Origin of the sequence: Lysobacter alkalisoli (assembly GCF_006547045.1) — a bacterium.
In the GTDB taxonomy this organism is placed as follows: domain Bacteria; phylum Pseudomonadota; class Gammaproteobacteria; order Xanthomonadales; family Xanthomonadaceae; genus Marilutibacter; species Marilutibacter alkalisoli.
In genome coordinates, this window is sequence record NZ_CP041242.1 from 2,588,683 (window position 1) to 2,601,435 (window position 12,753).

General features: G+C 66.8%; 12 protein-coding genes and 1 tRNA gene. 7 read left to right on the forward strand and 6 right to left on the reverse strand.

Annotated features, from left to right (window positions below):
* Positions 1-25: 25 nt before the first annotated feature.
* The 5 genes from phoU (at position 26) to rnt (ending at position 3,781) form a co-directional block, all read left to right on the forward strand.
* Positions 26-736, forward strand: a complete 711-nt coding sequence (phoU, locus tag FKV23_RS11335) for a phosphate signaling complex protein PhoU (protein ID WP_141623937.1) — start codon at positions 26-28, stop codon at positions 734-736.
* A 317-nt stretch (positions 737-1,053) separates the two neighbouring features.
* Positions 1,054-1,392, forward strand: a complete 339-nt coding sequence (locus tag FKV23_RS11340) for an HvfA family oxazolone/thioamide-modified RiPP metallophore (protein ID WP_141623938.1) — start codon at positions 1,054-1,056, stop codon at positions 1,390-1,392.
* A gap of 33 nt (positions 1,393-1,425) precedes the next feature.
* Positions 1,426-2,283, forward strand: coding sequence for an HvfB family MNIO-type RiPP peptide maturase (locus FKV23_RS11345; RefSeq protein WP_141623939.1), 858 nt, complete (start codon positions 1,426-1,428; stop codon positions 2,281-2,283).
* Position 2,284: 1 nt separating this feature from the next.
* Positions 2,285-3,058 carry an HvfC family RiPP maturation protein gene (locus FKV23_RS11350; protein WP_141623940.1) on the forward strand — a complete coding sequence of 258 codons (774 nt, stop codon included), beginning with the start codon at positions 2,285-2,287 and terminating at the stop codon, positions 3,056-3,058.
* A gap of 60 nt (positions 3,059-3,118) precedes the next feature.
* The gene (rnt, locus tag FKV23_RS11355) at positions 3,119-3,781 is read left to right on the forward strand and encodes a ribonuclease T (RefSeq protein WP_141623941.1); all 663 of its coding nucleotides are present in this window, start codon (positions 3,119-3,121) and stop codon (positions 3,779-3,781) included.
* A gap of 18 nt (positions 3,782-3,799) precedes the next feature.
* Here the strand turns inward: rnt and sugE are convergent, their stop codons facing one another.
* The 4 genes from sugE to FKV23_RS11375 form a co-directional block, all read right to left on the reverse strand.
* A complete protein-coding gene (sugE, locus tag FKV23_RS11360) occupies positions 3,800-4,117 on the reverse strand; it encodes a quaternary ammonium compound efflux SMR transporter SugE (protein WP_141623942.1) in 318 nt (105 codons plus the stop codon).
* A gap of 158 nt (positions 4,118-4,275) precedes the next feature.
* On the reverse strand, positions 4,276-5,034 hold the full coding sequence (gene rlmB, locus FKV23_RS11365) for a 23S rRNA (guanosine(2251)-2'-O)-methyltransferase RlmB (RefSeq protein ID WP_141623943.1): 759 nt from the start codon (positions 5,032-5,034) through the stop codon (positions 4,276-4,278).
* A 110-nt stretch (positions 5,035-5,144) separates the two neighbouring features.
* The gene (gene rnr, locus FKV23_RS11370) at positions 5,145-7,583 is read right to left on the reverse strand and encodes a ribonuclease R (RefSeq protein WP_167285180.1); all 2,439 of its coding nucleotides are present in this window, start codon (positions 7,581-7,583) and stop codon (positions 5,145-5,147) included.
* A 222-nt stretch (positions 7,584-7,805) separates the two neighbouring features.
* A tRNA-Leu gene (locus tag FKV23_RS11375) sits at positions 7,806-7,892 on the reverse strand.
* Between the two features lie 174 nt (positions 7,893-8,066).
* Here FKV23_RS11375 and parC point away from each other — a divergent pair.
* Together parC and FKV23_RS11385 are read left to right on the forward strand one after the other, a co-directional pair.
* Complete coding sequence (gene parC, locus FKV23_RS11380) at positions 8,067-10,310, forward strand: DNA topoisomerase IV subunit A (RefSeq protein ID WP_141623945.1); 2,244 nt, start codon at positions 8,067-8,069, stop codon at positions 10,308-10,310.
* A 105-nt stretch (positions 10,311-10,415) separates the two neighbouring features.
* Positions 10,416-11,075: a thiopurine S-methyltransferase gene (locus FKV23_RS11385; RefSeq protein WP_141623946.1), complete on the forward strand. Its 660-nt coding sequence runs from the start codon at positions 10,416-10,418 to the stop codon at positions 11,073-11,075.
* Here FKV23_RS11385 and FKV23_RS11390 read toward each other — a convergent pair.
* Together FKV23_RS11390 and FKV23_RS17825 are read right to left on the reverse strand one after the other, a co-directional pair.
* Positions 11,072-12,235, reverse strand: coding sequence for a threonine aldolase family protein (locus FKV23_RS11390; protein ID WP_141623947.1), 1,164 nt, complete (start codon positions 12,233-12,235; stop codon positions 11,072-11,074). The two genes, FKV23_RS11385 and FKV23_RS11390, sit on opposite strands and share 4 nt — an antisense overlap.
* A 64-nt stretch (positions 12,236-12,299) precedes the next feature.
* Positions 12,300-12,704 (reverse strand): serine aminopeptidase domain-containing protein, encoded by a 405-nt coding sequence (locus FKV23_RS17825; protein ID WP_407067677.1) that lies wholly within the window; start codon positions 12,702-12,704, stop codon positions 12,300-12,302.
* Between the last annotated feature and the right edge of the window lie 49 nt (positions 12,705-12,753).

Below are 12,753 nucleotides of genomic sequence, written 5' to 3' on the forward strand. Positions count from 1 at the left end.
CATCCGGGCAGGAACCACACCAGAGATGAGCACCGACATGCACGACCATATCGTCAAGAGCCACGATGAAGAGCACAAGCGCCTGCTCGACGAGACCCTGCGCATGGGCGAAATGGCCGCGTCGCAGCTGGAAGCCGCGCTCGACGTGGTCGAGCGGCGCGACGACAAGGCGGCCGAACGCATCATCGCCAACGACGAGGCGATCGACGCACTCGAGCAGGAAATCAGCCACGACGTGATGAAGCTGGCCCTGCGTGGTCCGCTGGCCCGCGATCTTCGCGAGATCCTGGCGGCGATCCGCATCGCTTCCGACATCGAGCGCATCGGCGACTACGCCGCCAACGTCGCCAAGCGCTCCACCGCGCTGAACCTGATGCCGGCCCTGCCCCATGTCGCCGGCCTGCACGCACTCGGCACGTTGGCGGTGAAGCAGGTCCGCGACGTGCTGGCCGCCTATCGCGACAGCGACATCGAGGCCGCCCAGCGCATCCGCGAGCGCGATGCCGAGATCGATGTCGCCTACACCGGTCTGTTCCGCGAACTGCTGACCTACATGATGGAGGACGCACGCAGCATCACCGCCTGCACCCATCTGCTGTTCATGGCCAAGAACATCGAACGCATCGGCGACCACGCAACCAACATCGCAGAGAACATCTGGTTCCTGGTCAGGGGCGAGGACGAACTGCCGCCGCGCGAGAAGCGCGACGATTCAAGCACCACGACCTCTCCCTGAGGTTCGGCGGGCGCCGCCGGTGCCCGTCATGGGGGCTCTGCACAGCCCACCCCCGACAGCCTCATCAGGACCTTGTCCTGATCCGCCGGGATCACGGGGCCGCTTGTACTTGCCCGGGCGACATGGGTGCGACCTTTCGCCGCGCCCTGCGTTCGCAATGAACGAAAAATGAACGCGCCTGAGACGTTGCCGGGCCCTACCGCGGCGGCAACACCTCCTGTGTAACCCTCATGCTCCGCCCTGCGTAAGCAGCAGGGTGTCGGCGGCCGGACCATCCGGCACCGGCCCGCATCCACTGGAGAGAGAGGAATCACGACATGAGCAGCAACAAGAAACCGGTCGCACTCGCGGTTGGCGCCGCCCTGCTGGGCAGCATGGCGATGTCCACGTCGGCCTTCGCAATGAGCGATCTGGCCGGCGGTTACATGCAGGCGGCCCAGCAGGCCCAGGATGCCGCCAAGAAAGCTTCCGAAGGCAAGTGTGGCGAAGGCAAATGCGGCGGCGACAAGACCGACGAGGAAGGCAAGTGCGGTGAAGGCAAGTGCGGTGGCGACAAGACCGACGAAGAAGGCAAGTGCGGTGAGGGCAAGTGCGGCGGCGACAAGACCGACGAGGAAGGCAAGTGTGGCGAGGGCAAGTGCGGCGGCATGGCGTAAACGCAAGCGTCCGCAAGAACCCGCTGTGATCGAATGAACGGCCATCCTCCCTTGTCCACCGACGCCGTCGGCGTCGGCCTGCGGCGGGCCCTGATCGACCCGCTGCTGGCCGCGCCTGCAGGTGCGTTCGACTTCCTCGAATGCGCGCCGGAGAACTGGATCAGGGTGGGTGGCCGCCTTGGTGAGGCGCTGGAAACGCTCAGCGCCCGCCATCCGATCACCTGCCATGGGCTGTCGTTGTCGCTGGGTGGCTGCACGCCTCTGGATGAGACATTCCTCAACCGGGTGCGGCGTTTCCTCGACCGCCACCAGGTCCGGCTCTACAGCGAACACCTGAGCTACTGCAGCGACGACGGCCAGCTCTACGACCTGCTGCCGATCCCATTCACCGAAGAAGCGGTGCACCACGTCGCCGCGCGCATCCGCCAGACGCAGGACATCCTGGGCCGCCGCATCGCGGTCGAGAACGTGTCCTACTACGCCGCCCCGCACCAGGCCATGACCGAGACCGACTTCGTCAACGCGGTACTGGCCGAGGCCGACTGCGACCTGTTGCTCGACGTCAACAACATCTTCGTGAATGCGATCAACCACCGCTACGACGCGCACCGATTCCTGGCCGCGATGCCGGGCGAGCGGATCGCCTGCATCCACGTCGCCGGCCACTACGACGAGGCCGAGGACCTGAAGGTCGACACCCACGGTGCCGCGGTCAAGGACGCGGTCTGGAATCTGCTCGGCGAGGCCTATCATCGTTTCGGCCCACGCCCGACCCTGCTGGAGCGCGACTTCAACTTCCCGCCGTTCGCCGAGCTGCTCGACGAACTGGACACCGTTCGCCGGACCCTCGACACGCAGCGCGCGCCGGCCGGCCATTCCGTCCGCGTCTGACATGGCCAACGCCCCGCTCCTTCTGCGCGCGCAGCAGTTCGAACTGACCCGCTACCTGCGCGACCCCGACTGCGAACCTGCGCCCCCCGGCATCGAACCGCGCCGGCTGCAGGTCTACCGCGAACTGCTGTTCAACAACATCGAAAGCCTGCTGGCCGGCAACTTCCCGGTGATCCGCCGGACACTGGGCGAAGCCTGGCCATCGCTGGTACGCCGCTTCTACCGCGACCACCGTTGCCAGACCCCGCTGTTCCCCGAGATCGCGCGCGAGTTCCTGCGCTTCATCGAGGCCAATCCCGAGGCGGGGCCGCCCTGGCTCGGCGAACTGGCCCATTACGAATGGGTCGAGCTGGCACTGCAGATTTCCGAAGCCCGGCAGGACGGTGTCGAGGCCGATCCCGACGGCGATCTGCTCGACGCCAGCCCGGTGCTGTCGCCCGTGGCCTGGCCGCTGGCCTACCGCTGGCCGGTGCACCGGATCGGCCCGGACTTTCTGCCGGACCAGCCGCCCGCCACGCCCACTCTGCTCATGTTGCGGCGCGAGCCCGACGGCAAGGTCCGTTTCTCCGAACTGAGTCCATTGGCCTTCCGCCTGGCCGAGCTGATCGGCGAAGCCCCCGCCCGGTCGCAGTGCCCGATTGGACGCGAACTGCTGGCCGCCGTCGCCAGCGAGGCCGGTGTCCCGGCCGATGACGCCTTCATCGCCCAAGGCCTGGTCCTGCTTCGGCAGATGCGCGCCAGCGGGGTGTTGCTGGGGACCATGCCGGCAAGCTGATGTCTGGATGGCTCACCCCGGCTCCCGGAACCACCACGCCGGTCTGCTACCCTTTCGCGCATGCAGATCCCCCGTGAAATCGCTGCCGCGGTCCGCCCGACGGGCGCAAGGGCGGCCGACCTCTCTCCCCTCGCCACGCGTTTCCGCGGCTACCTGCCAGTGGTCGTCGACGTCGAAACCGGCGGCTTCGACTGGAACCGCCACGCACTGCTCGAAATCGCGGTGGCCCCGATCGATGTCGACCAGAACGGCCGACTCTGTGTGGGTGAGGTCACCGGCAGCCACGTGATACCGGCGATGGGTACCGAGATCGACCCCAAGTCGCTGGAGGTCACCGGCATCGACATCGATCATCCGTTCCGTGATGCCCTGCCCGAACGGCCGGCACTGGAGCGCGTGTTCGCCCCGGTGCGCGCGGCGGTCAAGAAGCACGGCTGCCAGCGCGCGATCCTGGTCGGCCACAACGCCCACTTCGACCTCAACTTCCTCAACGCCGCGGTGGCGCGCTGCAACCACAAGCGCAACCCGTTCCACCCCTTCAGCGTGTTCGACACCGTGACCCTGGCCGGCCTGGCCTATGGACAGACAGTGCTCGCCCGCGCGGCGCAGGCCGCCGGGCTGGAGTGGAACGGCGACGAGGCCCATTCGGCCGTCTACGACGCCGAGCGCACCGCACAACTGTTCTGCAGGGTCGTCAACGCCTGGCCTTCGTCTCCCGCATAGGCGCGCCCGCCGACGTGCCTACGGCGTCGCCAGTTTCAGGCCGACCAGCCCCGCCACGATCAGCAACACGCTGAGCGCACGCAGCAGATTGAGCGGCTCACCGAACAGCACGATGCCGAGCACGACGGTGCCGACCGCACCCACGCCTACCCACATCGCGTAGGCGGTGCCGACCGGCAACGACTTCATCGCGAGACCAAGCAGACCGACGCTGATCCCCATCGCGGCGACGGTGCCGACGGAGGGCCACAGGCGGGTGAAACCTTCGGTGTATTTCAGGCCGATCGCCCAGCCGATCTCGAACAGACCGGCGACGACAAGGATGATCCAGGACATGACGGAGGCTCCGGCAAGCGGGGCCGTCCCCGGGTGGATATGCATGGAATTGCGGGGTCGTCCCCGCTTCCACCCGTGGCCACCTTAGACCACGGAGTGCGGTATTTTCACACGGCCCGCATACGGCAGGCCGTCCCGCGGGTAAATGACCGGAAGCGTCAGCCGGCGCGCTGCCGCACTGCTTCGAACAGGCTGACGCCGCTGGCGACCGAGACGTTGAGGCTCTCCACCCCGCCGTCGGCATCCGCGCCCGGCATCGGGATACGAACCAGCTGGTCGCAGTTCTCGCGGGTCAGCCGGCGCAGGCCGTCGCCCTCGCCGCCGAGTACAAGGGCGACGTTGCCGCGCAGGTCGAGGTCGTAGAGCGAGGCCGTCGCTTCGCCGGCCAGCCCGTACAGCCACACGCCCAGCTTCTGCAGGTCGCGCATCGCACGGGCCAGGTTGGTGACCGGTACCACCGGCACCCGGTCGGCGGCGCCGGCCGAAGTCTTGCGCACGGTCGCGTTGACCTGCACCGCCTTGTCCTTGGGGATCAGTACCGCGGTCGCGCCGGCCGCGGCGGCGCTGCGCAGACAGGCGCCGAGATTGTGCGGGTCCTGCACGCCATCGAGCACCAGCAGCAGCGCACGCCCTTCGGCGGCCTCGACCAGTCCCTGCAGTTCGTTCTCGCTCCAGGTCCTGGCTGCCGCGTAGCGCGCGGCCACGCCCTGGTGGCGCAGGCCGCCGGCCACGCCGTCCAGCGCCTGCTGCGCGACCCGGCGCACGTCGATGTCCTTGCGGCGCGCGTTGGTCTCGATCTCGGCCAGGCGCGGGTTCTTGGCACCGGCTTCGATCAACACCTCGCGCACGTTGTCGGCGTCATGCTCGACCGCGGCCGACACCGCGTTGATGCCGGCGATCCATTGGTTGCTGCTCATTGGGATTCCGATGATGGTTGGTAGCCGTCATTCCCGCGAAGGCGGGAATCCATGGACGTTCAGCACTCGAAGGCAAGTCCATGGATCCCCGCCTTCGCGGGGATGACAAGCTAGTATTTCTGTTTGTTGCGCTTTGCCGGCTGGCCGCGTGGCGGCAATGACTTCACCCCACGCTCCTCGACCAGTTTGAAATCGATCTTGCGGTCCTCGACGCTGGCCTTCATCACGATGATGTCGACTCGGTCGCCAAGGCGGAACTCGCGGCCGCCGCGCTGGCCGGTCAGGGTCTTGCGGATCGGGTCGAAGTGGTAATAGTCGTTCGGCAGCTGGGTGACATGGACCAGGCCGTTGACCTTGGAATCGTCCAGCTCGATGAACAGGCCGAAGCTGGTCACGCCGCTGATCACACCGGAGAACTCACCGCCCACGTGCTGCTCCATCCACGCCGCGCGGTAACGCTCGTCGACCTCGCGCTGGGCCTCGTCGGCACGACGCGAGCGCTCGGAGCACTGCAGCGACAGCGCTGCCATCTGCGCCGGCGTGTAGATGAACTTCTCCGCGCTCGCGCCGGACAACGCATGCTTGATCGCACGGTGCACCATCAGGTCCGGATAACGCCGGATCGGCGAGGTGAAGTGCGCGTAGGCTTCCAGCGCCAGGCCGAAGTGGCCGTGGTTGTCCGGCGAGTACACCGCCAGGCTCTGGCTGCGCAGGAGTACGGACTCCAGCAGGGTGGCGTCGGGCCGCTCGCGGATTTTCTTGAGGAGGTTGGTGAAATCGCGCGGCTGCACCTTCGGCCACGGCGGCATGCGCAGCTTGAACTCCTTCAGGAATTCCTGCAGATCGGCATACTTCTGTTCCGGCGGACGCTCGTGGATGCGGTACGGCGCCGGCACGTCCTGGGCGAGCAGGAAACGCGCCGCCTCGACATTGGCGGCGATCATGCACTCCTCGATCAGCTTGTGCGCGTCGTTGCGCTGGAGCATGCCGGCCTGCACCACTTCGCCAGTGTTGTCGAGCACGAAGCGGACCTCACCGCTCTCGAACTCGATCGCCCCGCGACGCTCACGCGCCTTGGCGAGCACCCTGTACAGCTGGTGCAGCTGCTGGATCTGTGGCAACCGGTCGCCGACCACGGCCAGCGCCGCGGAGCGGTCCTCCTCGGGGATCCCGTCGCCCACCGCGTTCCAGACCTGGGTGTAGGTCAGCCGGGCATGCGAATGCATCACCGCTTCGTAGAAACGCGAATCTGCGACTGCTCCCTCGCGGTCGACCTGCATGTCGCAGACGAAACACAGGCGGTCGACCTTGGGCTTCAACGAGCAGATGCCGTTCGACAGCGTCTCCGGCAACATCGGCACGACGAAGCCGGGGAAGTAGACCGAGGTCGCGCGCAGCTGCGCCTCATCATCGAGCGGTGTGCCGGGCCGCACGTAGTGCGACACGTCGGCAATCGCGACCACGAGACGAAAACCGTCGCGGTTCGGTTCGCACCAGACCGCGTCGTCGAAGTCCTTGGCGTCCTCGCCGTCGATGGTGACCAGCGGCAGGTCGCGGATATCGACACGGCCCAGCCCCTTTCCCGTCCGCGGGAGAGGGGCTGGGGTGAGGGTCGCCTGCGCATCGACCTCAAGCGGCACCGCGGTGGCTTGGTCGATCACCTCCTGTGGGAACTCGTGCGGGATATCGTGCCCATGCAGCGCTGCCTGCACCGCCAGCGAGGCGGTCAGGCGTTCGCCGAGCACGGTCAGGATGCGGCCGATCGGCGGGCGGCGGGCATCCGGCGGCTGGGTGATCTCGGCCACTACCAGTTGGCCGGGGCGCGCTTCACCACGGGCCTCGGCCGGGATCATCACGTTGCGCTGGATGCGCGGGTCATCGGGTATCACGTAGGTGATCCCGACTTCTTCGGTAAACCGGCCGAGCAGGCGGTTGAGCCGGCGCTCGAGCACCTCGACGATCGCGCCTTCGAGGCGGCCGCGCCGGTCCATGCCGGTGACACAGGCCATCACCCGGTCGCCGTGCATCGCCTTGCGCATCTCGAACGGCGGCAGGAACAGGTCGTCGCCGCCCGCATCCGGACGCAGGAAGCCGAACCCGTCCGGATTGGCGATCACCACGCCCGGCACCAGGTCCATCTGCTCGGCGGGGGCGAACGCGCCCTTGCGATTGCGCAGCAGCTGGCCGTCGCGGACCATCGCCCGCAGCCGCGCGTTGAGGGCATCGAAGCGCTCCGGCTCGACAAGCGACAGCCGTTCGGCCAGCGCATCGGCGCTCATCGGACCGTCCGCGGCCGTCAGCACCTGCAGGATCATCTCGCGGCTGGCGATCGGGTTGTCGTAGCGGGCCGCTTCACGCTGGGCATGCGGATCGTGGCCAGGCACCGCGGGCTTTGCCGATCCTTGCGGCTTGAAGCCCTTCGGCGGCGGTTCCGGCATCCAGCCCGGGAGCTTCTTCCCGGTCTTCCTGCCTGCACCTGTCTTGCTCGTGCCCGTCTTGCCGGCGTTTCTCTTGCCCGATGTCCCCCGGGTTGGGGTTTTCTTTGTCATGTGCGAATGGTCGCACACCGGTGCGATGCCGGCGTGGAGGTCCGGGGCCGCTGCTTGTGCCCCGGAACGGTTTGCCGGGAAGCGAACGCGTACTCTGCCCCCAGCGCCCCGGTCATCCAACAGCCCCGGCGCTTTCCCCTCGATCTGGAGAAGAACCACAAAAAAACCCCGCCGGAGCGGGGTTCTTTGTCGCATGGCTGGTAGTGCCATTGCGAGGAAATATGGTGCCCAGGAGAGGACTCGAACCTCCACGGAGTTGCCCCCGCTAGCACCTGAAGCTAGTGCGTCTACCAATTCCGCCACCTGGGCAAATCGCGCTGCGGCAGCAGTGCGAGCCGCGTATGTTGCTGCGCACGAGGACGGTTGTCAATGCCTGCCGACGAAAATTTTTCATCGACCGGTCAGCCCGGGGTGGCAATGCCTCTCCGGGCGGGACGGGCACCCGGATAGAATGCCCCCACTGCACACAGAGCTGCTTTGAACATGACCGAATCCGTACGTCCGGCGTTCCATGGCTTCGAACAGATCCCGCTGAAGGAATACGCCGAACGGGCCTACCTCGACTACTCGATGTACGTGGTGCTCGACCGCGCCCTGCCGTTCCTCGGCGACGGGCTCAAGCCGGTGCAGCGCCGCATCATCTACGCGATGAGCGAGCTGGGCCTGAACGCCGCCGCCAAGCCGAAGAAGTCCGCCCGGACCGTTGGCGACGTGATCGGCAAGTACCATCCGCACGGCGACAGCGCCTGCTACGAGGCGATGGTGCTGATGGCGCAGCCGTTCTCGTACCGCTATCCGCTGGTCGACGGCCAGGGCAACTTCGGCTCCAGCGACGACCCCAAGTCGTTCGCGGCGATGCGCTACACCGAATCCAAGCTGACCCCCATCGCCGAGGTGCTGCTGGGGGAACTCGGCCAGGGCACGGTCGATTGGACCCCGAACTTCGACGGCACCATGGAGGAACCGACCTGGATGCCGACGCGGCTGCCGCACCTGCTGCTCAACGGCACCACCGGCATCGCGGTCGGCATGGCCACCGACGTGCCGCCTCACAACCTCAACGAAGTCGTCAGCGCGACCGTGCGCCTGCTCGACGATCCCGACGCGACCACCCGCGACCTGTGCGAGCACGTGCTCGGCCCGGACTATCCGACCGAGGCCGAGATCATCACCCCGCGCGCCGACCTGCTGTCGATGTACGAGACCGGCCTGGGCAGCGTCCGCGCCCGCGCCGTGTACGAGAAGGAAGGTACGAACATCGTCGTCACCGCCCTGCCCCACCAGGCATCGCCGGGCAAGGTGATCGAGCAGATCGCCGCGCAGATGCGGGCCAAGAAGCTGCCGTGGCTGGAAGACCTGCGCGACGAATCCGACCACGCCACCCCGACCCGCATCGTGCTGATCCCGCGCAGCAATCGCGTCGACGTCGAACAGCTGATGGGACACCTGTTCGCCACCACCGACCTGGAGAAGAGCTACCGGGTCAACTTCAACGTGATCGGCCTCGACGGGCGCCCGCAGGTGAAGGGGCTGAAGGCCTTCCTCGCCGAATGGCTGCGCTTCCGCACTGAAACGGTCACCCGCCGCCTCAAGCACCGTCTCGACAAAGTCGAGCGCCGCCTGCACCTGTTGGAAGGCCTGTTGATAGCCTTCCTCAACCTCGACGAGGTGATCCGCATCATCCGCAGCGAGGATGAGCCCAGGCCGGTGCTGATCAAGCGCTTCGACCTCAGCGAGGAACAGGCCGACTACATCCTCGAAACCAAGCTGCGCCAGCTGGCCCGGCTCGAAGAAATGAAGATCCGCGGCGAGGAGTCCGAGCTCGATGCCGAGCGCGACCGCCTGATCGCGACTCTCGGCAGCAAGGCCAAGCTCAAGAAACTGGTCAAGGACGAGTTGCTGGCCGACGCGAAGAAATTCGGCGATGCCCGCCGCTCGCCGCTGGTCGCACGCGGCGCCGCCCAGGCGATGTCCGAGACCGAACTGGTGCCGAGCGAGCCGATGACCGTGGTGCTCAGCGAAAAGGGCTGGGTGCGTGCGGCCAAGGGCCACGACATCGACGCCGCCGGCCTGAGCTACCGCGATGGCGACAGCCTGCTGGCAGCCGCCCGCAGCCGCAGCACCCAACAGGTCGCCTTCCTCGATTCGACCGGACGCTCCTACTCGACCATCGTGCATTCGCTGCCGTCGGCCCGCGGCAACGGCGAACCGCTGACCGGACGCTTCTCGCCGGCCGCCGGCGCGTCGTTCCAGGCCGTCGCCAGCGGCGACAACGATGCCCGTTTCGTGCTCGCGTCGAGTCATGGTTACGGCTTCCTCACCCGCTTCGAGAACCTGACCAGCCGCAACAAGGCCGGCAAGGCGATGCTGTCGCTGACGCCGAACGCGAAGGTGATCCAGCCCGCCGCGGTCGGCGATGTCGGGCAGGACCGCGTGGTCATCGCGACCACCGCCGGCCACCTGCTTGCGTTCCCGGTCAGCGAACTGCCCGAGCTCGACAAAGGCAAGGGCAACAAGCTGATCGACATTCCCAAGGCCAAGCTCGGCACCGAGCGGGTGGTCGCGGTGGCGGTGGTACCGCCCGGCGGCACGCTGAGCGTGAAGTCCGGCGCACGCACGATGAGCCTGTCGTTCAAGGAACTCGACGCCTACATCGGCAGCCGCGCCACCCGCGGTGGACTGCTGCCGCGCGGGTGGCAGAAGGTCGAGGGCCTGTCGGTGGAGTAGCCGGCAACCACGTAGCCCGGGTAGGCGAAGCGCACCCGGGATATGCCTCAAACCCCGGATGCGGCTTCGCCATACCCGGGCTACAACAAAGGTAAGTTGTCTCCGATGCAACCCGATTTCTGGCACCAGCGCTGGCAGGAAAACCGCATCGGCTTCCACCAGGACAAACCAACGCCGCTGCTGCTCAAGCACTGGCCCTCTCTGGGCATCGCACCGGGCAGCCGCGTGTTCGTGCCCCTGGCCGGCAAGTCGCTGGACATGGTCTGGCTCGCCTCGCAGGGTCTGCGCGTGCTCGGCGTCGAGCTGTCTCAGCTGGCGGTCGAAGCGTTCTTCGTCGAGCACGGGCTAAGCCCGGAAATCGTGGAATCGCAATACGGACGCCATTACCGCGCCGATGCAATCGAACTGATCTGCGGCGACGCGTTCGCCCTCGGCAAGGCCGCCCTGTCCGATTGCAACGCCGTGTTCGATCGCGCCGCCCTGATCGCGCTGCCGCCGGAACTGCGCCGGCGCTATGTCGATGAGCTGCAGGCGCGCCTGCCCGCCGATTGCCGCGGCCTGCTGATCACCCTCGAATACCCGCAGCACGAGAAGGCCGGACCGCCGTTCAGCGTGACCGAAGACGAAGTTCACGCGCTGTACGACCGCGACTGGGCGATCGAGCGGCTTGAGCGTCGTGACATCCTCGCCCAGCAACCGGGCTTCATCGCTGAAGGCGTGACCGCGTTGGAGACGGTGGTTTACCGACTCCAGCGACGTGACTAGACGATCGCAGCGTCGACGAGGATTCCTGCCAGCGCCTCGGGCGTCATGCGCAGGACGGTCGGATTGACCTGCATGGCAAACTCGCCTGTGACGGGGTTGGGGCGAGGCAGCAACACGTCGCGCCTTGCCGCACGTGCTACCACGGCCCGGAGATCGCCCCCCTCGACAGCGATGAAGAAACGGCTGGTACCGTTCGGTATCTTGCGCACCTGCAGCCGCTTGTTTGGCTTGAGCAGCGCGATGAGCTGGTCCGCCGCTCGCCATGACTGTGCGTACTCTTCCTCGTAGCGGTCCACGTACTCGATGGCCGCCGCCGCCACCGGCCACGCCTGTGGCAGTGAGCCGCCGAACATGCGGCGCATGTGGTACAGCCCGTCGATGAAGGACGCGTCGCCGGCCAGGATCGCCCCGGACGCGGCATTGAAGTGCTTCCACAGCGACACGAACACGGTATCGAACAGCGCGGCGTACTCACGGATGCTTCGGCCTGAGTGATACGGCAGATTGAACAGCCGCGCGCCATCCAGATGCAGGCGGATGCCCTGCTCGCGCGCATACCGGCACACGCGCTCCAGCTCGGTGAAGTCGACCATCTCGTGGTCGCGGCGACGCACCGGCGACTCGATCGAAATCGCACCGATCTTCATCGGCACGCGTCCGCCACCTGAGCGCTCGACCCAGCGCCTGACCTCATCCAAGGTAACCGTGCTGCGGCCTTCGGCCAGCGGAACCAGGTTCAGACCGCTAAGCACTTCGCCGCAGTCGCCGCTGTCGCAATAGAAGTGGCTTTCCGCCTGCACCAGCACGCGGCGGTCGTTGCCGGCGAGTTTGCGCAATGCGAGGTGGTTGGCCAGCGTGCCGGTGGGGACGAACATCGCCGCTTCCTTGCCCAGCTTCTGCGCGAACTTCCGCTCCAGCGCTTCGATGACACCGCCATTGGAATAGCCGTCGCTGGTCAGCTCATCGCCGTCGGTCATCCCCTGCAGCAAGGTGGCGTATTCGCGCGGGCTCAGGCCGAGGCCGTCATGGAAAAAGTTGACTTCCCGAAACAAGCCAGGCGCCGGTTCCGCCGCTTCGACGGTCCCGGCACCCGGCGCCAACCCCAACGCCGGCGACAATGCAGCCAAGCCAGTGGAGCCCAGGAATTGGCGTCTGTCCATGCTGGAATCCTTGTGGCAAATGAAGGCCGCTCATCCTACCCGTTCACGTGTTGTCCCGGATCGGTTACTCCGGCACGTCGCCAACGCGTTCCGCCAACGGGCGCGCGTACTGCACGAGCGAGACCAGGGTCTTGCCGGGCTCCTCGTTCATGACCTCGTGCGCCGAATGCTCGAACCACACCAGCTGCTTGTGCGGAGCCTGTACTTCCTCGAACCATTCCGCGGCCACTTCGGAGGAGACATTGACGTCGTGCCGGCCGAGGAACAGGAGCAGCGGACAATCGAGTTGCCTGATCCGGGACATGTCCTGGGCAAGCACGTAAGCGAGCAGCTTTTCCTCGGAGAAGTTGCTGGCTTCCCAGACGCGGGCGACATCGGCGTCGGTGTACTCGGGGATAGCGCGATCGCTCTGGCTTCGGCTGCGCCGCCCGTGCGGTTGTGGACCATGCCGCCGTAGTGGTTCAGCCATTTGCGTTGCTTGTACACGTCGGCCAGCGCGGGGGCGTCGTCGCCTTCGG

What these genes read in the sequence shown, in the direction of transcription:
- phoU (WP_141623937.1), top strand. Translation starts at nt 26, where the DNA reads ATGAGCACCGACATGCACGACCATATCGTCAAGAGCCACGATGAAGAG.
- FKV23_RS11340 (WP_141623938.1), top strand. Translation starts at nt 1,054, where the DNA reads ATGAGCAGCAACAAGAAACCGGTCGCACTCGCGGTTGGCGCCGCCCTG.
- FKV23_RS11345 (WP_141623939.1), top strand. Translation starts at nt 1,426, where the DNA reads ATGAACGGCCATCCTCCCTTGTCCACCGACGCCGTCGGCGTCGGCCTG.
- FKV23_RS11350 (WP_141623940.1), top strand. Translation starts at nt 2,285, where the DNA reads ATGGCCAACGCCCCGCTCCTTCTGCGCGCGCAGCAGTTCGAACTGACC.
- rnt (WP_141623941.1), top strand. Translation starts at nt 3,119, where the DNA reads ATGCAGATCCCCCGTGAAATCGCTGCCGCGGTCCGCCCGACGGGCGCA.
- sugE (WP_141623942.1), bottom strand. Translation starts at nt 4,117, where the DNA reads ATGTCCTGGATCATCCTTGTCGTCGCCGGTCTGTTCGAGATCGGCTGG.
- rlmB (WP_141623943.1), bottom strand. Translation starts at nt 5,034, where the DNA reads ATGAGCAGCAACCAATGGATCGCCGGCATCAACGCGGTGTCGGCCGCG.
- rnr (WP_167285180.1), bottom strand. Translation starts at nt 7,583, where the DNA reads ATGACAAAGAAAACCCCAACCCGGGGGACATCGGGCAAGAGAAACGCC.
- parC (WP_141623945.1), top strand. Translation starts at nt 8,067, where the DNA reads ATGACCGAATCCGTACGTCCGGCGTTCCATGGCTTCGAACAGATCCCG.
- FKV23_RS11385 (WP_141623946.1), top strand. Translation starts at nt 10,416, where the DNA reads ATGCAACCCGATTTCTGGCACCAGCGCTGGCAGGAAAACCGCATCGGC.
- FKV23_RS11390 (WP_141623947.1), bottom strand. Translation starts at nt 12,235, where the DNA reads ATGGACAGACGCCAATTCCTGGGCTCCACTGGCTTGGCTGCATTGTCG.
- FKV23_RS17825 (WP_407067677.1), bottom strand. Translation starts at nt 12,704, where the DNA reads ATGGCTGAACCACTACGGCGGCATGGTCCACAACCGCACGGGCGGCGC.